This is a genomic window from Kaistia algarum (assembly GCF_026343945.1).
Taxonomy (GTDB): domain Bacteria; phylum Pseudomonadota; class Alphaproteobacteria; order Rhizobiales; family Kaistiaceae; genus Kaistia; species Kaistia algarum.
Genome location: NZ_JAPKNJ010000001.1, coordinates 1,787,109 through 1,810,976, shown reverse-complemented (window position 1 = coordinate 1,810,976; position 23,868 = coordinate 1,787,109). Strand labels below are relative to the sequence as shown.

Annotated in this window: 25 protein-coding genes; 16 read left to right on the top strand and 9 right to left on the bottom strand. The window is 64.9% G+C overall.

All coding sequences use genetic code 11. From position 1 onward, the window contains the following. Window positions 1–38 precede the first annotated feature (38 nt). The 3 genes from OSH05_RS08825 to OSH05_RS08815 all read left to right on the top strand — a co-directional run bounded on the left by OSH05_RS08825 (window position 39) and on the right by OSH05_RS08815 (window position 1,697). Window positions 39–242 carry a hypothetical protein gene (locus tag OSH05_RS08825; RefSeq protein WP_104219548.1) on the top strand — a complete coding sequence of 68 codons (204 nt, stop codon included), beginning with the start codon at window positions 39–41 and terminating at the stop codon, window positions 240–242. Window positions 243–306: 64 nt separating this feature from the next. After that, entirely contained in the window at window positions 307–627 is a 321-nt protein-coding gene (locus tag OSH05_RS08820) for a hypothetical protein (protein ID WP_104219549.1), read from the top strand. Between the two features lie 101 nt (window positions 628–728). Then, on the top strand, window positions 729–1,697 hold the full coding sequence (locus OSH05_RS08815) for a YihY/virulence factor BrkB family protein (protein WP_104219550.1): 969 nt from the start codon (window positions 729–731) through the stop codon (window positions 1,695–1,697). A gap of 24 nt (window positions 1,698–1,721) precedes the next feature. Here the strand turns inward: OSH05_RS08815 and OSH05_RS08810 are convergent, their stop codons facing one another. Both OSH05_RS08810 and OSH05_RS08805 read right to left on the bottom strand, forming a co-directional pair. Then, window positions 1,722–1,862, bottom strand: a complete 141-nt coding sequence (locus tag OSH05_RS08810; protein WP_165801607.1) for a hypothetical protein — start codon at window positions 1,860–1,862, stop codon at window positions 1,722–1,724. 24 nt (window positions 1,863–1,886) lie between these two features. Further along, window positions 1,887–2,159, bottom strand: coding sequence for a helix-turn-helix domain-containing protein (locus OSH05_RS08805; RefSeq protein WP_104219551.1), 273 nt, complete (start codon window positions 2,157–2,159; stop codon window positions 1,887–1,889). A 151-nt stretch (window positions 2,160–2,310) separates the two neighbouring features. Between OSH05_RS08805 and OSH05_RS08800 the strand changes: the two genes are divergently transcribed. After that, on the top strand, window positions 2,311–3,177 hold the full coding sequence (locus tag OSH05_RS08800; protein ID WP_104219552.1) for an NAD(P)-dependent oxidoreductase: 867 nt from the start codon (window positions 2,311–2,313) through the stop codon (window positions 3,175–3,177). A 42-nt stretch (window positions 3,178–3,219) separates the two neighbouring features. On the opposite strand, the gene OSH05_RS08795 is transcribed toward OSH05_RS08800, so the two are convergent. Next, complete coding sequence (locus OSH05_RS08795) at window positions 3,220–4,644, bottom strand: mannose-1-phosphate guanylyltransferase/mannose-6-phosphate isomerase (RefSeq protein ID WP_104219553.1); 1,425 nt, start codon at window positions 4,642–4,644, stop codon at window positions 3,220–3,222. 277 nt (window positions 4,645–4,921) lie between these two features. Here OSH05_RS08795 and OSH05_RS08790 point away from each other — a divergent pair, with 277 nt between their 5' ends. The 3 genes from OSH05_RS08790 (at window position 4,922) to OSH05_RS08780 (ending at window position 8,964) form a co-directional block, all read left to right on the top strand. Beyond that, window positions 4,922–6,982: an ATP-dependent helicase gene (locus OSH05_RS08790; protein ID WP_104219554.1), complete on the top strand. Its 2,061-nt coding sequence runs from the start codon at window positions 4,922–4,924 to the stop codon at window positions 6,980–6,982. Between the two features lie 64 nt (window positions 6,983–7,046). Continuing rightward, on the top strand, window positions 7,047–8,030 hold the full coding sequence (gene denD / locus OSH05_RS08785) for a D-erythronate dehydrogenase (protein ID WP_104219555.1): 984 nt from the start codon (window positions 7,047–7,049) through the stop codon (window positions 8,028–8,030). A gap of 157 nt (window positions 8,031–8,187) precedes the next feature. After that, window positions 8,188–8,964, top strand: coding sequence for a hydroxypyruvate isomerase family protein (locus OSH05_RS08780; protein WP_104219556.1), 777 nt, complete (start codon window positions 8,188–8,190; stop codon window positions 8,962–8,964). On the opposite strand, the gene OSH05_RS08775 is transcribed toward OSH05_RS08780, so the two are convergent. From OSH05_RS08775 to OSH05_RS08765, 3 genes are read right to left on the bottom strand one after another with little or no spacing between them, the layout of a single operon-like run. Next, window positions 8,954–9,394 carry an EVE domain-containing protein gene (locus OSH05_RS08775; protein WP_104219557.1) on the bottom strand — a complete coding sequence of 147 codons (441 nt, stop codon included), beginning with the start codon at window positions 9,392–9,394 and terminating at the stop codon, window positions 8,954–8,956. The two genes, OSH05_RS08780 and OSH05_RS08775, sit on opposite strands and share 11 nt — an antisense overlap. 5 nt (window positions 9,395–9,399) lie before the next feature. Further along, window positions 9,400–9,768: a VOC family protein gene (locus OSH05_RS08770; protein WP_104219558.1), complete on the bottom strand. Its 369-nt coding sequence runs from the start codon at window positions 9,766–9,768 to the stop codon at window positions 9,400–9,402. Between the two features lie 48 nt (window positions 9,769–9,816). Continuing rightward, window positions 9,817–10,515 (bottom strand): helix-turn-helix transcriptional regulator, encoded by a 699-nt coding sequence (locus OSH05_RS08765; protein WP_104219559.1) that lies wholly within the window; start codon window positions 10,513–10,515, stop codon window positions 9,817–9,819. A gap of 139 nt (window positions 10,516–10,654) precedes the next feature. Here OSH05_RS08765 and OSH05_RS25250 point away from each other — a divergent pair, with 139 nt between their 5' ends. The 9 genes from OSH05_RS25250 (at window position 10,655) to OSH05_RS08720 (ending at window position 20,311) form a co-directional block, all read left to right on the top strand. Continuing rightward, window positions 10,655–12,607, top strand: coding sequence for a DUF924 family protein (locus OSH05_RS25250; protein WP_104219560.1), 1,953 nt, complete (start codon window positions 10,655–10,657; stop codon window positions 12,605–12,607). 181 nt (window positions 12,608–12,788) lie between these two features. Next, on the top strand, window positions 12,789–14,141 hold the full coding sequence (locus OSH05_RS08750; RefSeq protein WP_104219561.1) for an extracellular solute-binding protein: 1,353 nt from the start codon (window positions 12,789–12,791) through the stop codon (window positions 14,139–14,141). A gap of 62 nt (window positions 14,142–14,203) precedes the next feature. After that, the gene (locus OSH05_RS08745; RefSeq protein ID WP_104219562.1) at window positions 14,204–15,088 is read left to right on the top strand and encodes a carbohydrate ABC transporter permease; all 885 of its coding nucleotides are present in this window, start codon (window positions 14,204–14,206) and stop codon (window positions 15,086–15,088) included. Between the two features lie 7 nt (window positions 15,089–15,095). After that, the gene (locus OSH05_RS08740; protein ID WP_104219563.1) at window positions 15,096–16,010 is read left to right on the top strand and encodes an ABC transporter permease subunit; all 915 of its coding nucleotides are present in this window, start codon (window positions 15,096–15,098) and stop codon (window positions 16,008–16,010) included. Window positions 16,011–16,025: 15 nt separating this feature from the next. Next, the gene (locus tag OSH05_RS08735) at window positions 16,026–17,129 is read left to right on the top strand and encodes a sn-glycerol-3-phosphate import ATP-binding protein UgpC (protein WP_104219564.1); all 1,104 of its coding nucleotides are present in this window, start codon (window positions 16,026–16,028) and stop codon (window positions 17,127–17,129) included. A 20-nt stretch (window positions 17,130–17,149) separates the two neighbouring features. Next, complete coding sequence (locus OSH05_RS08730; RefSeq protein ID WP_104219565.1) at window positions 17,150–18,067, top strand: sugar phosphate isomerase/epimerase family protein; 918 nt, start codon at window positions 17,150–17,152, stop codon at window positions 18,065–18,067. A 23-nt stretch (window positions 18,068–18,090) separates the two neighbouring features. Then, on the top strand, window positions 18,091–18,822 hold the full coding sequence (locus OSH05_RS08725; RefSeq protein WP_133163121.1) for an endonuclease/exonuclease/phosphatase family protein: 732 nt from the start codon (window positions 18,091–18,093) through the stop codon (window positions 18,820–18,822). Further along, window positions 18,753–19,115 carry an endonuclease/exonuclease/phosphatase family protein gene (locus OSH05_RS25120; protein WP_323181446.1) on the top strand — a complete coding sequence of 121 codons (363 nt, stop codon included), beginning with the start codon at window positions 18,753–18,755 and terminating at the stop codon, window positions 19,113–19,115. The genes OSH05_RS08725 and OSH05_RS25120 overlap by 70 nt, the downstream gene beginning before the upstream one ends. A 98-nt stretch (window positions 19,116–19,213) precedes the next feature. Next, complete coding sequence (locus OSH05_RS08720; protein ID WP_104219567.1) at window positions 19,214–20,311, top strand: choloylglycine hydrolase family protein; 1,098 nt, start codon at window positions 19,214–19,216, stop codon at window positions 20,309–20,311. Between the two features lie 115 nt (window positions 20,312–20,426). Here the strand turns inward: OSH05_RS08720 and OSH05_RS08715 are convergent, their stop codons facing one another. The 3 genes from OSH05_RS08715 to OSH05_RS08705 form a co-directional block, all read right to left on the bottom strand. Further along, the gene (locus OSH05_RS08715) at window positions 20,427–22,364 is read right to left on the bottom strand and encodes a hypothetical protein (RefSeq protein WP_133163122.1); all 1,938 of its coding nucleotides are present in this window, start codon (window positions 22,362–22,364) and stop codon (window positions 20,427–20,429) included. 107 nt (window positions 22,365–22,471) lie between these two features. Beyond that, on the bottom strand, window positions 22,472–23,242 hold the full coding sequence (locus OSH05_RS08710; RefSeq protein WP_266352123.1) for a M48 family metallopeptidase: 771 nt from the start codon (window positions 23,240–23,242) through the stop codon (window positions 22,472–22,474). An 85-nt stretch (window positions 23,243–23,327) separates the two neighbouring features. Beyond that, window positions 23,328–23,771, bottom strand: a complete 444-nt coding sequence (locus OSH05_RS08705) for a DUF2852 domain-containing protein (RefSeq protein ID WP_104219570.1) — start codon at window positions 23,769–23,771, stop codon at window positions 23,328–23,330. Window positions 23,772–23,868 lie beyond the last annotated feature (97 nt).

Genomic DNA, 23,868 nt, shown 5'->3' with positions numbered 1-23,868 from the left:
GCCATCTTGCGCGGCTTTCAACGAAAGGAAACGCCGACATGACCGATGCCAAGCCCGCCCTCACCAAGGCCGATCTCTCGGCGATCGAACTGAAGATGCTGGTCCGCGTCTCGCGTCCCGGCCCCTATGTCGGGCTGAACGGCAAGGCCGTGCAGCGTCTTATCGAGCTCGGCCTCGTCAAGACCCGCGTCGCTGGCTACACGCTGACCGACGAAGGCATGAGTCTGCTCCGCGCTGAATAGGGGAGCGCAACCCTTTCCGGTCCGCCGCGTTGTTTCGTCGACACAACGTTTGGAGGTTCCGACCATGGCACGCACCGCAACGCTCGATTCCGCTGCCGAGGCGGTCAAGTCCGCGGCTAGCACCGCCTCGACCCGCGCCAGGCGCGCGGCACATGAGGGCGTAAGGCAGGCCAGCGAGGCCGGCGAAACTTATCGCAGCGTCTTCCACGATCTGGCGGATGAGGCCGAGCGCCGGTTCAAGCAGGGCGAGCGCGACGCGGGCGCCTTCGGCAAGGCGATCGCGCGCGAGGCGACGGCGCGTCCGGGTCTCGCCATCGCTCTGGTGGCCGCGACAGCCCTCGTCGGTGGATCGCTGCTGGGCTGGGCGCTCTCGCGCCGCCGCTGATCGGCACGGCCGGACGGTGAAACTTGCTCTTCGAGCCGGAAGCCGGCTAGTAGGCAATAAGAGACCGACAAGCGCGTCGCGACGATCGATCGGGGTGGTGAATGAAGGACGCGAACCTGAGTTCAAGCGCCTCCCATCAGCGCGCCGCGTCGGAGCCCGGCACTTCGAAGCTGGACGCTCCGTTCGGGGCCCTTACGCGGACCAGCCGCCCCCCTCATCTCACAGCCTGGAAGCTGTTCACGACCGTGGTGAAGCGCTTCATCGCCCATGATGACGCGCTGATCGCCGCTGGCGTCGCCTTCTATGGCTTTCTCGCGGTCTTTCCCGCGCTAGCGATCTTCATTTCCATCTATGGCATGCTGTTCGACCTGACCGGTGTGTCGCAGCGCGCCAGCCAGATCGCATCGGTCCTTCCCGAAGAAGCGCGTCCGATCGTTCTGGACATGCTGACGGAACTTGCCGGAAAAGAGCCGGCAAAGCTCAATGCCGGCCTTCTGATCGGCTTCGCGATAGCGCTGTGGAGTTCCCGCGCCGGGATCGCGGCGCTGATGAGCGGCGTGAACTTTGCCTATGAGGTCAAGGACGATCGGAACATTCTCGTCTCGATCGGCATCTCCCTGGCGCTCACCCTTGGTGCCGTCATCTTCGCCGTCCTGGCGCTGACGGCGATCGCGGCCCTGCCGGTTGCCCTGTCCTTGCTCGACATCCGCCATGCCAGCGCGACGGCCTTCCTCCTGGTGCGATGGCCGATCCTGGCGCTCCTGGCATTCTGCTCGATCTCGACGATCTACTTCTTCGTGCCGCACAGAAAGCCGGGCGGACCCTGGCGCCGCGCGCGCCGGATGCTTCCCGGCGCGCTGGCGGCGACCCTGATCTGGCTTCCGGGCTGCTCGCTGTTCTCGTTCTACGTGACGCGGATCGCAATCTACGACGCCACCTACGGCTCCCTCGGCGGCGCGGTGATCTTCCTGCTCTGGCTCTGGTTCACCGCCCTCGTCATTCTCGTCGGCGCCGAGATCAACGCCGCCTGGTCGGGATTGCGAACCCCCAAGATTCGCCACGGAAACTAGCGACCTCGCTTCGACAAGGATCGGTCACACCTCGACGCCCTGCTCCGCCAATTGCTCGCCGAGCGCATGCAAATCCGCAGCCAACGCGCTGATATCCGTCTCCTGCATGAAGTCGAGGATATTGCTCGCCTGGCCCTTGGGGAATAGCAACGGCCCGGCAGGCAAGCATGGTCCCCCTTATCCTTGCTCTCAATCCACCAGCATGTCGGCGGGCACGTCGAGCGCGGCGGCGATCGCGTGGAGTTCCATCGCGCCGAGCGGCTTGCCGCTCTCGAATGCGATGATCTCGTCATGGGAAAGGCCCGCAAGCCGGGCGAGATCGGTGGCGGAAAGTGAACGTTCCTCGCGCAACGTGGCAAGGCGGCTGGAGCCGTTCAGGCGGCCAGCTTCCATCTTGTCGGCAAGCGCCGGATCGATCTCGCGTTCGATGACGGTTGTCGTGGGTACATCGACGAAACTCATGACACCCTCCTTCTGTTGTCCGCATCGCGGGTGATGATCCAACGCACGATCCGGCAAATCGATCCTTTGGACCCCACTCACCGCTTGCCGAGGACGGGTGCGGCCGCTACTGCCTCGATTTCAAACGGAACGAGGCGACGGAGCGGATCCTATGGCGAAAGTGGCGTTTCTCGGGCTTGGCGTGATGGGTTATCCCATGGCTAGGCACCTGAAGGCGGCGGGTCACGAGGTGACCGTCTATAACCGGACCTTGGCCAAGGCTGAGCGTTGGGTCGGCGAGCATGGCGGTCGCTTTGCCGCCACGCCGCGCGAGGCGGCGCTCGGACAGGAAATCGTCTTTTGCTGTGTCGGCAATGACGATGATCTGCGCCAGGTGACGATCGGGCCGGATGGGGCCTTCGCGGGTCTCGCCAAGGGCGCGGTTTTCGTCGATCACACGACGGCTTCTGCCGATGTTGCGCGCGAACTCCATGCCGCGGCCCTGGCAATCGGCGCCGGCTTTGTCGATGCGCCGGTCTCGGGCGGCCAGGCGGGCGCCGAGAATGGCGCGCTGACGGTGATGTGCGGCGGCGAGGCGGGATATTTCGCGGCCGTGGAGCCTGTCATCCGCAGCTATGCCCGCGCCTGCAGTCTCCTGGGTCCGGTCGGATCAGGCCAGCTCGCCAAGATGATGAACCAGATCTGCATTGCCGGCGTCGTGCAGGGTCTCGCCGAGGCGCTGCATTTTGGCAAGCGCGCCGGGCTTGACGTCGAGGCGGTGGTCGAGGTGATCTCCAAGGGCGCGGCCCAGTCCTGGCAGATGGAGAACCGCTACAAGACGATGAATGCCGGCAAGTTCGACTTCGGTTTCGCCGTCGACTGGATGCGCAAGGATCTCGGCATCTGCCTCGACGAGGCGCGGACCAACGGCGCCAAGCTGCCGATGACGGCGCTGGTCGACCAGTTCTATGCCGATGTGCAGGCGATGGGCGGGAAGCGTTGGGATACGTCGAGCCTCATTGCCCGACTGGAGAAATGATCGTGAAAGCGGCCGGCGCAGCAGCGCCGGCCGCTTCTCGCGCTAGGCGCGGTTATAGACGTCCTCGTAGCGGACGATGTCGTCCTCGCCGAGATAGGAGCCGGTCTGGACCTCGATGAGTTCCAGCGGGATCTTGCCCGGATTGGCGACACGGTGGATCTCGCCGATCGGGTGATAGGTCGACTGATTCTCGTTGACGATATAGGTCCGGTCGCCCTGCGTGACCTCGGCCGTCCCCTTGACGATCACCCAATGCTCGGCACGGTGATGGTGCTTCTGCAGCGACAGGATCGCGCCCGGCTCGACGACGATCTTCTTCACATGGAAGCGCTCGCCCCGGCAGATCGTCTCATAGGTGCCCCACGGGCGATGGATGCGGATGTGCTCGTTGGCCTCGTTGCGCTTCTCGGCCTTCAGCCCGGCGACCAGATCCTTGACGTCCTGGCTGCGGTTCGACGGCATGACGAGGATGGCGTCGTCCGAGGCGACGACGGTGATCCCCTCGAGGCCGATGCCGGTGACGAGCGGACCCTCCGAATGGATGAAGACGTCATGGCTGTCGAGCAGCGACACCGGACCATGCGTGACGTTACCGCCGTCGAGAACGGGGCCGAGTTCGCGTACCGCGTCCCAGGAACCGATATCCGACCAGGCGAAGCGTCCCTCGATCACCGCGGCCTTATCGGTCCGCTCCAGCACCGCATAATCGATGGACTTGGCGGGGATGGTGGCAAAGGCGGCCTTGTCGAGGCGGATGAAGCCGATGTCCTCCTTGGCAGCCTCGATCGCGGCCGTGGTACCGGCAAGGATCGCAGGCTCGAAGCGTTCGGCTTCAGCCAGCATCAGCGACGCCGGGAAGATGAAATTGCCAGAATTCCAGAGATAGCCTTCGGCGAGATAGCGTTCGGCCGTCTCCCTATCCGGCTTCTCGACGAAAGAGGCGACGCGGGAGGCGCCGGCGGTGCCGAGCGCTGCACCCGGCTTGATGTAGCCATAGCTGGTGCGCGGCTCGGTCGGCTTGATGCCGAAGGTGACGATGTACCCGTCCTGCGCCACCTCGGCGGCTGCGAGCAGCGCATTGCGGAAGAGCTCCACATCGGGAACCAGGTGATCGGCGGCGAGCGCCAGGACCAGGCAATCTTCGCCATAGAGGTTGGCGGCGATTTGGGCGGCCGTGAAGATCGCGGCTGCGGAATCCCGCCGTGCTGGCTCCAGCACGATCGTCGCGTCGATGCCGAGTTCCGCCGCCTGGCGGCGCGCGAAGAAGCGGAAATCCTCGCTGGTGACGATGATCGGCGCCGCGACGGTGTCGCTGGCTCCTGGAACGCGGAGCAGGGTCTGCTGATAGAAGGTGTGCTTTCCGCCGAGAGCCAGGAACTGCTTCGGCATGCTGTCGCGCGAGACCGGCCAGAGCCGCGTTCCGGAACCACCAGCCAGAATGACCGGGACGATCTTTGCGTTCGCCATGAAATCCTCTTTATGCCCCGCGACTTGCCTGTCCGGCCGGAGGCCCTGAAAACGCGCGGATGGTGGCATGCTGCGCCGCGAAGTTCAATGTGCACTGCCGTTGAAGGTGAATGACCGCTTCAGTTCGGACATTCATATCGGAACCAATGTCTACTGCCCACGCTGCTCCAGCACTGCAACAATGCAGCATAGCCCGATCGTCGATTGCGAACAAAACACGAAACGTGTTCCATTCTGAGCATCCGACCGCCGATTCGCGCAAGGTTTTCTCCCGGACATGTCCGCTCCCCATCTCGCCCGGCTCAACGACGAACAGCGCCGCGCGGTGGAGTTCGGCGTGAGCGAGCCGGGGGCGGGGCCGTTGCTGGTTATCGCTGGCGCCGGCTCTGGCAAGACCAACACCCTGGCCCACCGCGTTGCCCATCTCATCGTCAGCGGCGCCGATCCGCGCCGCATCCTGCTCATGACCTTTTCCCGCCGCGCCGCCGCCGAAATGGCGCGGCGCGTCGAGCGCATCGCCGCCCATGTCCTTGCCGACAAGGCGGCGGCAATGACCGACGCGCTCGCCTGGTCGGGTACCTTCCACGGCATCGGCGCGCGGCTGCTGCGCGACTATGCCCCTTCGATCGGCCTCGATCCGGCCTTCACGATCCATGATCGCGAGGATTCGTCCGATCTGATGAACCTCGTCCGTCATGAACTCGGGCTCTCCGCCAAGGCGAGCCGTTTTCCATCCAAGGGTACCTGCCTCGCCATCTACTCGCGCGTGGTCAATGCGGGCATGGAACTCGACAACGCGCTCACCGAGGTGTTTCCGTGGTGCGCCATGTGGAAGGACGAGTTGAAGGGGCTCTTCGCTGCCTATGTCGAAGCGAAGCAGAGCCAGAACGTGCTCGATTATGATGATCTGCTGCTCTACTGGGCCGCGCTGATGGGCGAGGCGGAAGTCGCCGCCTCGGTTGCGGGGCGCTTCGATCATGTGCTGGTGGACGAATATCAGGACACCAACCGCCTGCAGGCTTCGATCCTGATGGCCCTGAAGCCGGACGGAGCCGGTCTGACCGTTGTCGGCGACGATGCGCAGTCGATCTATTCCTTTCGCGCCGCCACAGTCCGCAACATTCTCGATTTTCCGGGGAGTTTCACGCCGCCCGCGACGGTGATGACGCTGGAGCGGAACTATCGATCGACGGCGTCGATCCTCGCCGCCTCGAACGGCGTCATCGCGCTGGCCGGCGAGCGCTACACCAAGAATCTCTGGACCGACCGGCAATCGGGAGGCAGGCCACGCCTTGTGACGGTCCGCGATGAAGCCGATCAGGCACTCTATATCGTCAGCGAAGTTCTTGAGGCGCGCGAACGCGGCCTGACGCTGAAAGATCAATCGGTGCTGTTCCGCGCTTCGCATCATTCCGGCCCGCTCGAGGTCGAACTGACGCGGCGCAACATCCCCTTCGTCAAGTTCGGCGGCCTCAAATTCCTCGATGCGGCGCATGTGAAGGATTGCCTCGCACTGCTGCGCCTCGCGGAGAACCCGCGCGACCGCGTCGCGGCATTCCGCGTCCTGCTGCTGCTGCCGGGCATTGGTCCGGCGACGGCAGGCCGGCTGCTCGACCAGATGGCGGCGAGCGCCGACCCCTTTACCGAGCTGGCGAATTTCGAACCGCCAGCGCGCGCGGCCGCCGATTGGCATGCCTTCGCCGAACTCTTCGGGGCGCTGCGCCATCGGGGCGCCGGCTGGCCGGCCGAGATGGAGGCGGTGCGGAACTGGTATCAGCCGCATCTGGAGCGGGCCCATGAGGACGCGGCAGTTCGCCTCGCCGATCTGGTCCAGCTTGAGCAGATCGCGGCCGGCTACCCCTCGCGGGAGCGTTTCCTGACGGAGTTGACGCTCGATCCTCCGGCGGCGACCAGCGACCAGGCCGGCGTGCCGTATCTCGACGAGGACTATCTCATCCTCTCGACGATCCATTCGGCCAAGGGCCAGGAATGGCGGCAGGTCTTCGTGCTCAACGTCGTCGACGGCTGCATTCCCTCCGATCTAGGCACCGGGACGTCGGCCGAGATCGATGAGGAAAGGCGGCTGCTCTATGTCGCGATGACCCGCGCCAAGGACGATCTTCATCTCGTCGTGCCGCAGCGCTTCTATGTGACCCAGCAGAGAAGCGGTGGCGACCGCCACCTTTACGCAAGCCGCACGCGATTCATTCCGCCTCCGCTGGTCGGCCTGTTCGAGCCCGTGATGTGGCCGGCGGCGACGGCGTCCATCGCGCCGGCCGGGGCCACCCGGACCGATCCGGTGGATCTCAAGGCGCGCATGCGCGGCATGTGGCGCTGAAGGCCGCTTGCATCGGCGGCCGGGCTGTGATCAAGCGGAAGGAAAATATGGCGGAGGAACGAAAATGCATGTCCTGATCATCGGCGCGGCCGGAATGGTGGGGCGCAAGCTCACCGATGCGATCGTCGCCGACGGCGGTATCGGCGGCAAGCCGGTCGACCGGCTGTCGCTGGTCGATGTCGTCGAGCCCTCCGCTCCCGCCGGCTTTTCCGGGACGGTCGACCGCCTCGCCGCCGATTTGTCGTCGCCCGGCACGGCGGCCAAGCTCGTCGCTGACCGGCCGGATATGATCTTCCATCTTGCCGCGATCGTCTCCGGCGAGGCCGAGGCCGATTTCGACAAGGGCTACCGCATCAATCTCGACGGCACGCGCGATCTGTTCGATGCGATCCGTCTGATCGGCGACGGCTATAAGCCACGCATCGTCTTCACCTCGTCGATCGCCGTGTTCGGGTCGCCGTTCCCGCAGACGATCCCCGACGAGTTCTTCACGACGCCGTTGACGAGCTATGGCACGCAGAAGGCGATCGGCGAGCTGCTGCTCTCCGACTATTCGCGCCGTGGCTTCTTCGATGGCGTCGCGATCCGCCTGCCGACGATCTGCGTTCGGCCGGGCAAGCCGAACAAGGCGGCGTCGGGCTTCTTCTCCAATATCATCCGCGAGCCGCTGAACGGCGAAGAGGCCGTTCTGCCGGTCTCCGAGAGCGTGCGCCACTGGTTCGCATCGCCGCGCGCCGCCGTCGGCTTCCTGAAGCATGCCGCGACGCTGTCCGGCGAGGCGATCGGCCCGCGCCGCGCCATCTCGATGCCCGGTCTTTCCTGCACGGTCGGTGACGAAATCGAGGCGCTGACCCGCATTGCCGGCGCGAACGTCGCGGCGCGCATCAAGCGCGTGCCTGATCCGGTCATCATCAAGATCGTCGATGGCTGGGCGACGAATTTCGACACGCGCCGCGCCCATGAGCTCGGTTTCCGCGCGGAGAAGAACTTCGACGAGATCATCCGCGCCCATATCGAAGACGAACTCGGCGGAAGCTTCGTCGCCTGAGGTCCATTCCGCCGTCATCCCGGCGAAAGCCGGGATCCATTTAGCCTGAGGTGTCTGATCGTATCGCACCTCGGCTGTACGGATCCCGGGTCAAGCCCGGGATGACGCCGCAGCGTGGGGCGAGGCTGGCGAAACGATCAATCAAAAGGGGTATGCGATGAAGGGCTTCAGCGCCAATCTCGGCTTCCTCTTTCCCGAGCTGCCGCTGCTCGGCCGGATCGAGGCGGCTGGCCGCGCGGGTTTCCGCGCGATCGAGCTGCACTGGCCCTATGACGTACCGGCCGAGGCGCTCGCGCAGGCATGCGAGGCGGCGGACGTCGTGCTCACCGGCATCAACACGTCGCCGGGCGACCGCGCGGCGGGCGATTTCGGCCTCGGCGCGTTGCCGGGCCGGGAGGCTGGGTTCGAAGCGGCGGTCGCGCAATCGCTCGCCTATTGCGCGGCGACCGGCGCGACCATGGTGCATGCCATGGCGGGTGCCGTGCCCGTGAGTTCCCAATCCCGCGCGACGCTGGTCGCCAATCTGAAGCGGGCGGCCGAGGAGGCGCGGCGTTTCGGCGTGACGCTGCTGCTCGAACCGCTCAATCCACGCGACGCGCCGGGCTATTTCTATTCGACCGTCGAGGAGGCGGCCGAGATCATCGACAGCGTCGGCGCGCCGAATGTGCGGTTGATGTTCGACGTCTATCATGTCGGCGTCGCGAGCGGCGATGTGATCATGCGGCTGCGCCGCTTCTTCCCGCTGATCGGCCATGTGCAGATCGCCGCGGTGCCGAGCCGCAACGAGCCGGACGAGGGCGAGATATCCTATCCCGCCATCCTCCTGGAGCTCGAGGCGCTCGGCTATGCCGGCTGGGTCGGCTGCGAATACAAGCCGCGCGGCGACACGCTCGAAGGGCTCGTGTGGACGGAGCGGCTCGGCGTCACGCTTTGAGCGTATCGCCGGGCCAGTTCGCCGCCATCGCTTCCGCGATGAGGCGGAAATCCGCCTCGTCGATCTCGACCAGCCCGAAGCGGAAGGCATAGCCCCAGTTCCGCTTGCCCCTGGTGAGGGTGAGCCTGTCGAGCAGCGGCGCGATCGGCGCGTCCCGGCCCGCCAGCCAGTCGATATCGCGGCGGGAACAGACGAAGTCCTCGCCCAGCACCGCCGGATAGATCTCGCCGGGCCGCACGATGCCGATGGCCGTGAAGGCCTGGACCCGCTCGGCACCACCGAGCTTTCGCACCGGCGAATAATAGGCGATGCCGTCGCCGGGCCGCAGGCGCTTCAGCGGCGCCGCCTTTCCATGGCCGAGCTGCGCGAAGCCGCCGGCCCGGCCGATGGCGACATGATCCGCCGAAGCGACGCCGATCCAGAAGCGCATGGCGCTTAGTTGTCGAACAGGCAGACGCGGATGCGGTGACCATCCGGATCGCGCGCGACGAAGGTGGGCCCGAAATCCAGCGTAGCCAGTTCCTGCTCGATATCGATGCCGGCTGCGACCCAGCTCTGATAGCAGGCGGTTATGGCGTCGGCGTCCGACAGCATGATGCCGATCTCGTTGGCGGCGCCCGATCCGACCGGCTCTGGCTTGACGTGGCTCTTGCGCCAGAGGCCGAGCATGCCATTCCCCGCCATGGGGAAGGCATGGAAATTGGGCGACGTCACCAGCGGCGCGGCGCCGAGCAGCTTTTCATAGAACGCGGTGCTCACCGCGGGATCCTCGACATAGAGAACGATGAGATTGAGATTTGCCATGACCGGCCTCCGTCGTTGCTGACGGGGTGGATCTACGCGTTCATGCTGTCAGTTTCTGTCAGTATGATGCTGCAGCCCCTCCTTCTCGCGCCAGGTCTTGAGCAGCCCCGCGCGGCGGCTCGGATAGCGTTCGTCGAGGATGGCGATGCTCTCGATCCGGTCGGTGCGGAAGTGGCGGAAATCCTGGCGCAGTTCGCACCAGGCGACCAGAACGCGCACCTTCTCGAAAAAGCCGATCGCGAAAGGCCAGATCGTCCGCTCGCTGGCCTGCCCCGCGCCATCGGCATAAGCGATGATGGCCTTGTGCTCACTGCGGATCGCCTTGCGGACAAGGGCGAGATCGATACGCTCGCCGGCCTGTTTCATTCCGCTGGCCAGCAGCGTCGAACCGTCCAGCCCGGCCTTCAGATCGGCCGGCAGCACGGTCGCGACCTTGGCGAGGACGCCCTCCGCCGCGTGGCGCAGCGCCGGATCGCCATGGCTCGCCACGAAGCGCATGCCGAGCACGAAGGCCTCGATCTCCTCCTCCGAGAACATCAGCGGCGGCAGCATGAAGCCGGGCTTCAGCACATAGCCGATGCCCGCTTCGCCCTGGATGTCGGCGCCCTGCGCCTGCAGCGTCGCGACGTCCCGATAGAGCGTGCGCAGGCTGACATCGAGCTCCTCGGCCAGCGCGCGCCCGCTCACTGGCCGCCGATGGCGGCGCAAGGCCTGAAGCAAGGTGAGCAGGCGTTCGGAGCGTGACATGCCGCCATGATAGGGCGCCGACGGCCTTATGGGCATCGTCTTTGTGGGCCGCCAGCTGTCTGCCGCGGCCCTTTCGCCGCCACGAGATTCCTTCTAGCTTTCCAGCGGGCGGGAAGGCCCCAACAACGAGTTCGGTACGATGCAGACTGTCAATTTCAGGGCCGGGGACACGATCATCTCCGAAGGGGACGCCGGAGACACAGCCTATCTGATCGTCAGCGGATCCGCGGAAGTCAGCATCGGCAAGGGCGAGAAGCGGCGGATCGTCGGCAAGCTGGAGCCGGGCGACGTCTTTGGCGAGATGAGCCTGATCGATCCCGGTCCCCGATCGGCGAGCGTGCGGGCGCTCAGCGACACGCAATGCCTCCTCACCACCTATGCCGAGTTCCTGGCCGCGTCGCAGACCAATCCGGGCCTCGCCGGCACCTTCATGAAGACGCTGGTCCGCCGGTTGCGCCAGACGAATGACCGGTTTGCCGCCCTCAATCCCGGCGCCGGGCCGCTGATCCAGCAATTCCTCAAGGTGATCCTCGCGGGACTCGACGAGCGCGAGGCGCTGTCCGGAGCCGATCTCGAAACATTGCAGCGCGAATTGCGCATCCTGCTGCAGAACGAGCGCCTCGAGCTGGACACCCCCGAACTCGACAAGGCCGAGGAGGTCCTGGCCTATATGCTGCGGCCGAGCATCGAGGACTGCCTGAACCTGTGGTTCGGAAAGTCCGAACAGACGGACCAGGAGATCTGGAGCCGCTTCGGCGCCGACGTCGCGCTCGCCTCGCGTGGCCATTATGACAACTGGGCGCTGAACGTCGATCATCCGCGCCTCCTGGTCGCCCTGGTCATCATGCTCGACCAGTTCCCGCGCAACATGTATCGCGACACGGCGCAGATGTATGCGACCGATGCGCGCTGCCTCACCCTGGTGAAGCGCGGGCTTCGGGTCGGCATCGCCGAGAAGCTGAAGCCGGTCGAGCGCGTCTTCCTCTGCCTCGTCCTCACCCATTCGGAGGCGCTGGAGGACCAGTATCTCTGCATGGAGGAGTGGGGCCGGGCAATGGAGCAACTGGCGTCCGACGACCCGCTCAACGCCTTCCACGAGATCTTTCACCGGCATGTCGCGGTCATCAAGCGCTTCGGCCGCTTTCCCCATCGCAACAAGCTGTTGCAGCGGCAGAACACGACGGCCGAAGAGGAGTTCCTCGGCGACAGCTCCTTCCGTTTCGACCTGCCGCTGGTGCGCGGACCCGATGGCGACTTCGTCTTTGCGGGAACGATCAAGGGCCGGACGGTCAAGCTGCTGGACCATGAATACCAGACGCTGCTTCCCGAAGCCGGCGAAGCATCGGGGCGGGCATTCGAATTCAGCTATGCCGGCCCCGACGCCGCCTTCCTTCGCACCGAGGAGCAGCTACGCAAGCAAGGCTATATCCGCATCGGCGACAGCGTTCCCGATTTCGTCGCCGATACCAGCCTCGGGCCGATCCGCTTCCACGAATTCATCGGCGATTCCTGGTGCATCCTGTTCTCGCACCCGTCGGATTTCACGCCGGTCTGCACGACCGAATTCGGTGCGACGGCGCGGCTCGGCGACGAATGGCGCAAGCGCTCCACCAAGGTCATCGGATTGAGCGTCGACGGCGAGGAGGAGCACGAACGCTGGATCGCCGACATCAACGAGACGCAGCATACCACGGTCGATTTCCCGATCATCGCCGACAAGGACCGCCGCGTGGCGATGCTGTTCGGCATGCTCGACGCGACGAATTTCCGCCACGGCGCCGCGCTCGGCCAGACCATGGCAGTCCGCAGCGTCTTCATCATCTCGCCCGCCAGGCGGGTGGAACTGATGCTGACCTATCCGGCCTCGGTGGGGCGCAGCTTCGACGAGATCCTGCGGGTGCTCGACGCGCTGCAGCTCTCGTCGAAATACCGTGTCGCGACGCCGGCGGATTGGCGTCCCGGCGACGATACCGTCGTGCTGCCCTTCATCTCGGACGAAGAAGCCGAGCGGATGTTCGCCGACCAGGGCGGCTTCCGGAAGGTACGCTCCTATCTTCGCTATGTACGCGATCCGTCCTTGCGGGTGCTCTGAGACCCGGCGTGCAGTCCCGTCACTCGCCGGAATTTCGGAGACAGGCCGGGTATGAGTTATTGGAGAGCTGGCTAACAATAAGCCGGCATGTCATTGAATCTTCATTACTATCAGGCGTCCTAATGAGCTAAGCGGTGGCCGTCGCGCCGGGAGCGGCGCTCCATCTCTTCGCGAGGTTCTCATGAACGCCAAGATTCTCGGCGCTGTCAGCGCGTTTGCGTTGGCCGCCTTCCTGGCCGGTCCGGCCGCCGCCGAAAAGCACAAGATCGATTTCTGGTTCGGCAATTCGGGCGATATCGCCAAGCGCGTCCAGGAGCAGTGCGACCGCTTCAACGCCTCGCAGTCTGACTATGAAGTCGTCTGCACCTCGCAGGGCTCCTACGACGCCTCGCTGCAGAATACGATCGCGGCCTTCCGCGCCGGCCAGCAGCCGACCATCGCGCAGGTCTCCGATGCCGGCACGCTGGACATCATGCTCTCGGGCGCCTTCTACCCGGCGAACAAGCTCATGAAGGACATGGGGTACGACGTCGACTGGAACGACTATTTCGCCGGCATCAAGTCGTATTACGCGACCTCGAAGGGCGAGATGTACTCGTTCCCCTTCAATTCCTCGACGGCGCTGTTCTACTGGAACAAGGACGCCTTCGCCAAGATCGGCAAGGATCACGCGCCGGCGACATGGGAAGAAGCCGCGGCCGACTTCAAGGCGCTGAAGGAAGCGGGCTATACCTGCCCGCTCGGCTTCAACATCTCGCGCGACGAAGTCTGGCAGTTCGAGGAGCAGTTCAACGCTGTTCACGGCGAGCCGATCGCCACCAAGAAGAACGGCTATGAGGGCCTCGACGCCGAGCTGGTCTTCAACAAGGGCAAGTGGGTTCAGTTCGTCAAGGACTGGAAGGGCTGGTACGACAACGGCTACGCCGTCATCAAGTCGAAGGAGACGGGGCAGACCTTCGTCGAGGCCTTCGCCGCCGGTGATTGCCAGGCCATCCTGACCTCGGTCGGCGACCATGGCAATATCGGCCGCACCGCCAAGGAAGGCCTGAACTGGGGCGTCGCGATGCTGCCGGTCTATGAAGGCACGCAGCGCAAACATTCCTTCGTCGGCGGCGCCTCGCTCTGGGTGCTTTCCGGCAAGCAGGACGCGGACTACAAGGCCGCGGCCGCCTTCTTCAACTTCATCGCCAAGCCGGAAGAAGCGCTGACCTGGTCGACCGTGACCGGCTATATCCCGGTCCGCAATTCGGGCTACGACTACCTCGTCAAGCAGGGCTTCTACGACAAGGCCCCCTATGCCGGCCGCGAGCTGGCGATCCAGAGCCTGACGGCGTCGACGCCCGACGATGCGAATTCCTATCCGGGCATCCGCCTCGGCGGCCTGCTGCAGATCCGCCAGGAAATCTCCAACGGCCTGCAGGCGATCTTCATCAAGAACGAAGACGTCCAGGCCTCGCTCGACCAGGCGGCCGCCCGCGGCAACGACATCCTGCGCCGCTTCCAGCAAACCTATGAAGGCAAAGAGCTGCCGTAGAGCTGGCCCGACTTCGCGTCTCCCTCTCCCGTCACCGGGGGAGGGCTTTTGGCGAGATTCCCATGGAAAAGCGCGTCACCTTCTCGTCGACCACCATCGGCCTGCTCTTCGCCCTGCCGATGCTGCTGCTGGTCTTCGTGTTCTTCTACTGGCCCGGCGGCCAGGCGCTCTTCTGGGCCTTCACGCTGGAGCAGCCCTGGGGTGGCGGCAATAAATGGGTCGGCTTCCAGAACTTCGCCCATCTGCTGAAGGACCCGATCTACTGGAATTCGATCACGCGCAGCCTCGTCTTCGGCCTGGGCTCGACGGCGATCGCCATGGTTGTGGCGCTGGTTCTCGCCCTGTTGACCGATCGCGAGATGAAGGGTCACAGTCTCTATCGCTCGGTCTTCGTCTGGCCCTATGCCATCGCCGCGCCGGCGCTCGGCCTCGCCTTCCGCTTCATCCTGGCGCCGGAAGCCGGCCTTCTCTCCATCGTCAACCATCTCTGGCCGAACGTCTGGAATCCGGCGCTCGACGGCAATGACGCGATGATCGCCATCATCGTCGCCTTCTCGTGGAAATATATCGGCTACAATTTCATCTTCTTCCTCTCGGCGCTGCAGGGCGTTCCCCGCTCGATGATCGAGGCGGCGGCCATGGACGGCTCCGGCCCGCTGCGCCGCGTCTTCGACATCCAATTGCCGCTGCTGACGCCGACGCTGTTCTTCCTGCTCGTCATCAACATCACCGAGAGCTTCCAAGACAGTTTCGGCATCGTCGACATCATGACCCAGGGCGGTCCGGCCCGCGCCACCGAACTCATGGTCTACAAGATCTATTTCGACGGCTTCAAAGGCCTCGACTATTCCGGCGCCGCCGCCCAGTCGATCATCCTGATGGTGCTGGTCATCCTGCTTACCATCGTGCAGTTCCGCTTCATCGAGCGGCGCATCCACTACAAGTGAGGCGGCCATGGTTGAGCGCACCCCGATCTTCAACGTCGTCTGCCATTTGATCCTGCTGGTCGGGCTGCTGACGGCGCTGCTGCCGTTTGCGATCGTCATCATCGCGGCGACGCACGACATCAAGACCGTCAACATCGTGCCGATGCCGCTGATGCCTGGCCATGATTTCATGGCCAATATCCACGAGGCGTGGGTCCGGGCCGATCTCGGCCGCAAGCTGTTCAACTCGGTCATCTTCGCGACGGCGGTCGCCTGCGGCAAGGTGATCCTGTCGGCGATGGCGGCGTTCTCGATCGTCTATTTCCGCTTCCCCGGCCGCTCGCTGATCTTCTGGGCCATCTTCGTCACGCTGATGCTGCCGCTCGAAGTGCGCATCGTGCCGACTTATGCCGTGGCCGCCAATGCGCTGGCACCGTTCCAGGCGATCCTCGACGTCACCGGCGTCACCTGGCTCGCCGCCCATCTGGCCGGCGTGCAGATCAAGCTGCAATGGGGCCTGCTCAATTCTTATCCGGGCCTCGTGCTGCCGCTGGTCGCGACCGCCACCGGCACCTTCCTCTATCGCCAGTTCTATCTGACGATCCCCGAGGAACTCGCCGAGGCCGCCAAGATGGACGGTTCGGGGCCGCTGCGCTTCTTCTGGGACGTGCTGGTGCCGCTGTCGCGCTCCAACATGATCGCGCTGTTCACCATCATGTTCGTCTGGGCGTGGAACCAGTATCTCTGGCCCCTCCTCGTCACGACCGATCCGAATTTCGGCATCGCCGTCACCGAGCTCAGGACGCTGATCCCGTCCGAATTCGGCCTTCCCGACTGGAACGTCGCCATGGCCGGGACGCTGCTCATCATGACGCCGCCGCTCATCGTCGTGATCCTGATGCAGCGCTGGTTCGTGCGCGGCCTCATCTCGACCGAAAAATAGACGAAAGGAACGAAGATGGGTTCGATCGCGATCCGGAACGTCAGGAAGGCCTATGCGAAGAACACCGTCGTCCATGGCGTCGATCTCGACATCGCCTCGGGCGAGTTCATCGTCATTCTCGGCCCGTCGGGCTGTGGCAAGTCGACCCTCCTGCGCATGATCGCCGGGCTTGAGGAAATATCGTCCGGCGAGATCGCGATCGATGGCCGCGTCGTCAACCGACTGGAGCCGCGCGAGCGCGGCTGCGCGATGGTGTTCCAGAATTACGCGCTCTATCCGCATATGAGCGTGGCTGAGAATATCGGCTATGCGCTGAAAGTAGCCGGCGTGCCCAAGCCCGAGCGCCGGGCGCGCGTCGCGGCGACGGCCAAGATCGTCGGCCTCGAAGCCTTCCTCGATAGGAAGCCCGCCGCGCTTTCCGGCGGCCAGCGCCAGCGCGTCGCCATGGGCCGGGCGATCGTGCGCGAGCCCGGCGTCTTCCTGTTTGACGAGCCGCTCTCCAATCTCGACGCCAAGCTGCGCGTTGCCATGCGTGCCGAAATCCGCCGCCTGCATCGCCGGCTCGGCGCCACCTCGGTCTTCGTGACGCATGACCAGATCGAGGCGATGACGCTGGCCGACCGCCTCGTCGTCATGAATGGCGGCCGCGTCGAGCAGGTCGGCACGCCGGCCGACGTCTATAACCGTCCAGCCAGCCGGTTCGTCGCCGGCTTTGTCGGCTCGCCAGCGATGAACCTGCTCGAAGGCGTCGTCGATGCGCATGACGTGTTCCTCTATGACAGGGACCGCCGCGTCGCACTTTCACCAGGCCATGCGAAGGCGGGCGCTCGCGTCGCGCTCGGCGTTCGGCCGGAAGCGGCGCGCTTCGTCGAGCCGGGAACGCCGGGCTCCCTCGCCGCGACCGTCGATTTCGTCGAGGAACTGGGTGCCGGCCGTGTGGTGCATACCGATCTCGACGGACTATCCTTCGCGGTGGCGCTCGCTACGACCACGGCGCTGAAGCCGGGCGATAGCGTCGCCGTCGCCTTCGCGCCGGAAGACATTCATCTCTATTCTGCCGATACCGGTCTGCGGATCGAGCGCCCGGCCGAGATATTGGCGTCGGTTCGCGCCGATTGACGTTTCAAAGCGAGGTTTCCATGTCGAACATCATCTCCCATGTCGGCTTCTCGACCACGGCCAAGAACGGCGACCTCGGCCATCTTGAGGAATCGCTGCGCCGCATCGTCGATCTCGGCGCCGATGTCGCGGAACTCGCCCTTTTCGGCGAGGACCTGATCTCGGGCGGACGCGTCATCGAGGGCCGCGCCCGGCGCCTCGCCGAGATCTGCGCCAAGTTCGACATCCGCTATACGGTGCATGGCCTCATCGTCTCGAACTTCATGGACGAGACCCATCTCGCCTATCAGAAGGCCGCCGTACGGGCGATGCTGGAATTGTGCGAGCGCGTCGGTGCCGACGTCCTCGTCCATCATTGCGGCCAGGCGCCGATCGGCCCGCGGCCGTTGCTGGCCAAGTATGACGCGATGGAGCGCGACGCCCTGGCGGAAATGGCCGAAGCCGCGGCGAAGATCGGCGTTCGGATCGCGCTCGAAAACATCTTCGCCGTCGCCGACACCGAATATCGCCAGACGCCGTCCGAACTGGCCGAGACGATCCGCGCGGTCGATCATCCCTCCCTCGTCGGGCTGATCGATTTCAGCCATGCCTATATCGAGACGACGCGCATCGGCGCCGACTTCCGGGACGAGGTCCGCGCCATGGCGCCGGTCACCGGCCATTTGCACGTCCATGACAGCTTCGGCCGGCCTTATACGATGTCGAAATTCTACTATACGAGCGAGGCGATCGCGCTCGGCATCGGCGATCTGCACCTGCCGATCGGCTGGGGCGATATTCCGTGGGAGCCGATCTTCGACGAGATCGACGTGCTGCCGGGAACGGCGCTGATCATGGAGATCGGCGAGCGTTTTGAGGCCGAGCGCGCCGAATGCCTCGTCCGGGCCCGCGACCTCGCCGAGCGGGTCAATCGTCGCCTCTCCGACGTCGATGCTTGAGAGAGCCGACCATGGACCATCGGGTGAACGTTCCCCACGTCGTGACCGCCACGGTGCCCGCCTTGCCGACGCCGCCTGCGGAGCTCTTCGGCGCAGCTCCGCAGGCGGAGCTGACGCGCGCGGCCCATGATGGCCTCGCCCTCGATCTTCTGGCGTTCAACGCGCTGGAAGTGCGGGCGGCGCCGAGGCGCGTCCCCGATACCGGGACGCTCCGAGTGGCCGCCTGGAACGCCGAGCGGCTCAAGCATGCGGCGCCTTCGGCCGACCTGGTGCGGGCGGTCGGGCCCGATGTTCTGCTCCTGTCGGAGGCCGATATCGGCATGGCCCGCTCCGGCAACCGCCACACCGTTGCCGATCTCGCGGCAGCGCTCGACATGGGCTACGCCTATGGCGTGGAGTTTCTGGAACTTGGCATCGGCGACGAGCGCGAAAGCGAATGGCACCGCGGCGAGCGCAATGATGTCGGTTTCCATGGCAATGCCGTTCTGTCGCGGCTGCCCTTCTCCAATGTGGCCTTGATCCGTCTCGATGACGGCGCCGTATGGTGGATCGATGCGCGGGAGGGTCAGCGCCGTCTCGGTTTCCGCATGGCGGTCGCCCCGAGATCGAAACCCGTGCCGGCCCGCTGCTTGCCGTTTCCGTTCACCTCGAGAGCAAGTCGGACGCAGCCGACCGTGCCGCGCAGATACGCCGGCTCATCGAAACGCTGGACCGACTCTATCCAGGCTCTCCGGCGATCGTCGGCGGCGATCTGAACACGAAGGCTCTGCCGCTCGATCCGTCGCTGTGGCTGACGCAGCCGGAGGCCGACGAACCGCTTTTTGCCCTGCTGCGGGCGGCCGGCTTCGATTGGCTCCCCAGCAACGATGCCCAGGCGACGCTGCGCACCCTTCCCGACGGCAAGCCTTTGCCGCCGTTCCGGCGCATCGACTGGTTGTTCACGCGCGGTGTGCAAGCCTCGCATCCGCGAACCATCGAGGCGGTCGACAGCGAGCGGCGGGCCATCTCCGACCACGAGATGATCGCGGTCGACATTTCATGGCGCTGACGCTGACCCTCGTGAAGCCTTAACCGCGATCTGCTACGATCGCGACGGGGCGTGGCGACGGGCCGCATGGCTCGCCGCGGTCATAGGAAGAGGTTCTCATGCTACGCATTCTCGCCGCCGGCCTGGCGCTCGCGGCCAGCTTCAGCCAGGCCTTCGCCTGCACAGCGGTTGACATCGTCGCCGCCGACAACACGGTCATCGCCGGACGCACCATGGAATGGGCGTTCGACATGAAATGGACGCTGCAGAGCTTCCCCAAGGGTACCGAGCTGACGCTGACGGCGCCGCCGGAACTTGGCCTTCCGGCGAACAAGGTCGCGACGCAATACGCCGTGGTCGGCATCAGCGCCGAGGTCATCCCGGGTGGCGCCATTCTGGAAGGCCAGAATTCCGCTGGCCTCGGCGTCAGCGGCAACTTCCTGCCGGGCTTCACGCAGTATCAGACCGTGACCAAGGACGACACCAGCTACGTGTCGATCCTGGGCTTCGGCCAGTGGGTGCTCGGCATGAACGGCTCGGTCGCCGACGTCCGCGCGAACTTGCCGAAGATCAAGGTCTGGACCGATCCGTCGCTGCCCTCCGGCCCGACCCCCCCGACCATCCATATGGTCTTCACCGACAAGACGGGCGACGGCGTCGTCGTCGAATATGTCGGCGGCGAACTCAAGATGTACGACAATGCCGCGCATGTGCTTACCAACGCGCCGACCTATGACTGGCATCTCCTGAACGTACGCAACTATCTGAACCTGTCGACCATCGGCGTGAACAGCCGCGACATCGGCTCCGTGAATGTCACCGCGCTCGGCCAGGGCGGTGGCATGATGGGTCTGCCGGGAGATTTCACCCCGCCCTCGCGCTTCGTCCGCGCCGCCTTCATGCGCCACAACATCACGCCGCCGCAGACCGGCGCCGAGGCGATCCAGGCGATCGGCCACGTTCTCAACACGGTCGATATCCCGATCGGCATCGCCCAGAGTACGGACGGCAAGGAAGTCGTCTCCGACTATACGCAGTGGGTGGCGATCAAGGATCTGACGCACAACAAGCTGATGATCTCCGATTACGCGCACCGCTTGACCTATGTGACGATCGATCTCGATACGATCTTCGCGCAGGACAAGCCGGCATCGAAGCTGGTGAGCGACCTGCCCTATCCGGCGGCAATTGACGGCACGTCGGCGCTGAAGAACTGACATCGCCCGGACGGCGTTCGTTTCACGCCGTTTGGGAGCGAAACGGTCCGGGTTTCGTCCCGGATCACATCGCGCATCGGCCGGAATGGGGGAACCGCCGGCCGATTGTCCCGGATCACTGGACCTTCTGGGTCGACGACGGCCCGCTCGGTAGGGGGGCCTTGCCGGATGCGGCTGGCGCGGCGGAGGGAGCCTCGCTCGCCGGTGCGGCCTTTGAGGCCCGCGCCGCATCGAGCTGCAGCTTGCCGAGCGCCAGGAGCAGGGCACCCTGACGCATGGCTTCCGCCGACACCTTGTAGGGCGCATCGCTGGTCTTTTTCTCGCCCGTCTGCGCGACGATGACGACATTGTCGTCCTGATAGGGAAAGCGAACCCATCCGCGCTTCTCCCCCTCGGCTTCGCCGACCATGTAGCTGAGCTTCTCGTTGAAGGGCGGGAACGGGTCGATCTGGCCTTGCCCGAACTTGTTGGTCCCCAGCTCGGTGAAGATCGAATTGTCGAAGTTCTCCAGGCTCAGATATTGGCCGGACGCCGCCGCGTCGGGAAAGAAATAGAACGACAAGCTGGTCTCGACGGTGTCGGCAGGGGACTTCAGCGCATAGACGATCTCGGCCGTGCCGTGTCCCGTGGGCGGTGTCAGACTGCCCTTCACATCGATCAGCGCCGTGTCGAGCTTGGCGAGATTGTTGGCATCGGGCGGTGTCGCCAGCAGCCGATCGTAGACAGCCTGCATCTCGGCATTCAGCGATGCCGTGACACCATTCGCCGGACCCGTTCCGGTGCTGATCTTCATGTCCTGGATCGCGTCGAGCTGGTATTTGCCCGCGAGCAGAAGATTGAGTCCCCGCTCCAGCGTTTCGTCCGAGACCTTGTCGGTGGTGACGACCCCTTCCTTCAAGGGTTCCAGCGTCTGGTCGGTGAAGGCAATGATGACGACACGGCCATCCTGGTAGGCCCACCGCGTCCAGCCTATGCGCTTCAGCGCCTGGATGCCGAAGGCATAGTCGATGGGATGACCGAACGGAGCGTCGGCATCATAAGTGTCGTGGTGCACGCTGCCCTCGGGCGAATCCCAGAAGAAGTTGGAGCCCGAGATCTTCTCTGCGAGATATTTCGCGGCTTCGGTTGCGTCGGGATAGATGAGGAATGACAGCCGGCTTGCCGTGCTGCCCGCCAGCGGCTTCAGGGCATAGGTGACCTCCGCCGAACCATGTTGCCAGCGCTGCGACGGCGCCAGATTTCCCGTCGCCGCCACGAAGTCGGAACGGACGAGTGCGGCGTAGGCCGGATTGAGCGGCACCGCCATCAGCAGATCGTAGATCCGCTTGCCCTCGACATCGAGCGGCGGCACGACTTCCTTGGCCGCCTCCGCGGTCTTCTGCGCATCGTCGGCGGGTGTCACGGGGCTCGCGTCCGCGGACGGGGTCGCCGGCGTGTCGGTCTGCGTCGGCGAGCGCACATTGGTGAAATCGAATTGGGCGGCCGCCTTGTTGGCCTCGGCCATCAGCGCCGTGGCGTAGCCGCCCTTGCCGCCCGGCAGGCGTTCGACTGTCTTGTAGAGCTTGCCATTGATGTAGAGCTTCGCCGTGTCGCCGCTGGTCGTCAGGCGGAGTTCATTGCGCTCGTTGAGGCCCTTCTTCAGCGACTTGGCCCGGCCCCATTTGACGATGCTGATCCACTTCTCGTTTTCGTAGCGAAGAACCGCGGCATTGCCGCCCGAATCGACCTCCAAGGCATAGAAATCGTCGCTGGTTGACTGTCCCGAACGCCAGAACTGGATCCCGCCGGCGGATGAGCGCGGATCGTCATCGATCCGTGCCGCGATGGTGAAGCAGACGTCAATCTCGCTGCCGACGACCTGGCGCAGCAGCAGCGCATTCCAGCCATCCGGCTTGGGGCGCAGGATCACCGTGTCGCCGGAAACGAGGATGCCGGAATCATGATCCTGCGTCGTGGTCTTCTTCAGCGCGACGACGGGTCCGTCGCAGGCCGCGAAGGCTGACGTGGCCAGAAGGACAAGAAACGCCAGTGACACGAACATGCGGTGGATCATGGTGCCAATCCGTTCGGTAGACCGGATCTGCAGCATGATCGCGCCAATGCGGCGATGCAACTATGACGAATAGGGAGGGGTCCGAATCGGAGGGCCGGGAGGCCGGATCAGTCGGCGCCCACCGCATGCAGGCTGGCGCCATGTCGGTGCAACCAGTCCTTGCCCGCCTCCATGCCTGGGCAAATCGTGCGGACCAGGCGCCAGAAGCGCGGCGAATGGTTCATCTCCCGCAAATGCGCCACTTCATGCGCGACGAGGTAGTCGAGCACCTCGGGCGGCGCCATGATGATGCGCCATGAGTAGGCGATCGTTCCCGACGAGGAGCAGGAACCCCAGCGGCTCGCCGGATCGCCCAGGCGGATCGCCTTGACGGTGACGCCGAGAGCCGCCGCATGGCGGGCCGTCGCTGCCTCGAGATCGGCCCGCGCCTCCCGCTTCAGGAAATCGGTGACCCGGCGGGGAAGGTGCTCGGCATCGCCAGCCACGACCAGCTCGTCGCCCGTAAGGGTGTGTTGCAGCCGGACCGTGCCACGACCGCCGACATGGCGAAGGCGGACGCTCTCGCCGCGCAGCGGGATCGATGCGCCATCGGCAAGCGGCGTCGCCATCGGCAGCGCGTCGATGCGCGCCTTCAGCCAGCCGCGATGCCGGTCGAGAAAGCCGCGCACCTCGGCCAGCGTACCGCGATAGGGAATGGTGACGACGGGCTCACGCACCGAACCGCGCAGGCGCAGCGTGTAGCGGCTGGCCCGTGGATTCCAGTTGAGCGCGACGCGAACCCGCTCGCCGTCGATCTCGACATGGCAATGATCGGGCGTCGGTGGCGTCTCGGCGCCTCGGCTGCGGAGTCTCGGCAGGAAGCCCATGGCCTGTTTCACGACCGGCGGTGATTCGTCATGTCAGTTTCGCATGAAAAAGGCCGGACCTTGCGGCCCGGCCTCGAATGGATGCGTCGACCTGAATTTAGAGGTCGATGATGCGCCCGTCGTTCTCACCATTGGCGGCTTGCGGGCGAGCCCGGTCCCGATCGGCCTTGAAGCGGTCGAACTCTTCCTGGTCGCGAGCGCGCCGCAGATTGCGGACGAAGGTTTCGAATTCGGCGCGCTCATCCTCAAGACGGCGGCGCTCCTCGTCGAGCCGGCGAAGCTCGGCTTCGCGATAGTCGTCAAACGCTGCATTGCCGCTGGGAGCACTGTTCCAGCTCTTGCGCGCACCACAACCACCGAACGACCGGCTGAAATCGGCCTTCATGCTCTTTGCATTCCGGCGAAACTCGGGAATGCGATCGCCCCAGATGATGTAGGCGAGCATGGCCAGACCGAGCGGCCAGAAAAAGACGAAGCCGAGGACCATCATCGCGATGGTGAGCGGCGTCCAACCGGGACGCAGGGCCTGAGTTTGGGTCATGGATCCTTCCTTCCTGGAAATTTCCCAACGAGAACGGAAGTGGGAATGGAAAATCCGCGATTCAAGAAAAATCGGACATGACGGTTCCGAAATCGGG

What these genes read in the sequence shown, in the direction of transcription:
- OSH05_RS08825 (WP_104219548.1), top strand. Translation starts at nt 39, where the DNA reads ATGACCGATGCCAAGCCCGCCCTCACCAAGGCCGATCTCTCGGCGATC.
- OSH05_RS08820 (WP_104219549.1), top strand. Translation starts at nt 307, where the DNA reads ATGGCACGCACCGCAACGCTCGATTCCGCTGCCGAGGCGGTCAAGTCC.
- OSH05_RS08815 (WP_104219550.1), top strand. Translation starts at nt 729, where the DNA reads ATGAAGGACGCGAACCTGAGTTCAAGCGCCTCCCATCAGCGCGCCGCG.
- OSH05_RS08805 (WP_104219551.1), bottom strand. Translation starts at nt 2,159, where the DNA reads ATGAGTTTCGTCGATGTACCCACGACAACCGTCATCGAACGCGAGATC.
- OSH05_RS08800 (WP_104219552.1), top strand. Translation starts at nt 2,311, where the DNA reads ATGGCGAAAGTGGCGTTTCTCGGGCTTGGCGTGATGGGTTATCCCATG.
- OSH05_RS08795 (WP_104219553.1), bottom strand. Translation starts at nt 4,644, where the DNA reads ATGGCGAACGCAAAGATCGTCCCGGTCATTCTGGCTGGTGGTTCCGGA.
- OSH05_RS08790 (WP_104219554.1), top strand. Translation starts at nt 4,922, where the DNA reads ATGTCCGCTCCCCATCTCGCCCGGCTCAACGACGAACAGCGCCGCGCG.
- denD (WP_104219555.1), top strand. Translation starts at nt 7,047, where the DNA reads ATGCATGTCCTGATCATCGGCGCGGCCGGAATGGTGGGGCGCAAGCTC.
- OSH05_RS08780 (WP_104219556.1), top strand. Translation starts at nt 8,188, where the DNA reads ATGAAGGGCTTCAGCGCCAATCTCGGCTTCCTCTTTCCCGAGCTGCCG.
- OSH05_RS08775 (WP_104219557.1), bottom strand. Translation starts at nt 9,394, where the DNA reads ATGCGCTTCTGGATCGGCGTCGCTTCGGCGGATCATGTCGCCATCGGC.
- OSH05_RS08770 (WP_104219558.1), bottom strand. Translation starts at nt 9,768, where the DNA reads ATGGCAAATCTCAATCTCATCGTTCTCTATGTCGAGGATCCCGCGGTG.
- OSH05_RS08765 (WP_104219559.1), bottom strand. Translation starts at nt 10,515, where the DNA reads ATGTCACGCTCCGAACGCCTGCTCACCTTGCTTCAGGCCTTGCGCCGC.
- OSH05_RS25250 (WP_104219560.1), top strand. Translation starts at nt 10,655, where the DNA reads ATGCAGACTGTCAATTTCAGGGCCGGGGACACGATCATCTCCGAAGGG.
- OSH05_RS08750 (WP_104219561.1), top strand. Translation starts at nt 12,789, where the DNA reads ATGAACGCCAAGATTCTCGGCGCTGTCAGCGCGTTTGCGTTGGCCGCC.
- OSH05_RS08745 (WP_104219562.1), top strand. Translation starts at nt 14,204, where the DNA reads ATGGAAAAGCGCGTCACCTTCTCGTCGACCACCATCGGCCTGCTCTTC.
- OSH05_RS08740 (WP_104219563.1), top strand. Translation starts at nt 15,096, where the DNA reads ATGGTTGAGCGCACCCCGATCTTCAACGTCGTCTGCCATTTGATCCTG.
- OSH05_RS08735 (WP_104219564.1), top strand. Translation starts at nt 16,026, where the DNA reads ATGGGTTCGATCGCGATCCGGAACGTCAGGAAGGCCTATGCGAAGAAC.
- OSH05_RS08730 (WP_104219565.1), top strand. Translation starts at nt 17,150, where the DNA reads ATGTCGAACATCATCTCCCATGTCGGCTTCTCGACCACGGCCAAGAAC.
- OSH05_RS08720 (WP_104219567.1), top strand. Translation starts at nt 19,214, where the DNA reads ATGCTACGCATTCTCGCCGCCGGCCTGGCGCTCGCGGCCAGCTTCAGC.
- OSH05_RS08715 (WP_133163122.1), bottom strand. Translation starts at nt 22,364, where the DNA reads ATGATCCACCGCATGTTCGTGTCACTGGCGTTTCTTGTCCTTCTGGCC.
- OSH05_RS08705 (WP_104219570.1), bottom strand. Translation starts at nt 23,771, where the DNA reads ATGACCCAAACTCAGGCCCTGCGTCCCGGTTGGACGCCGCTCACCATC.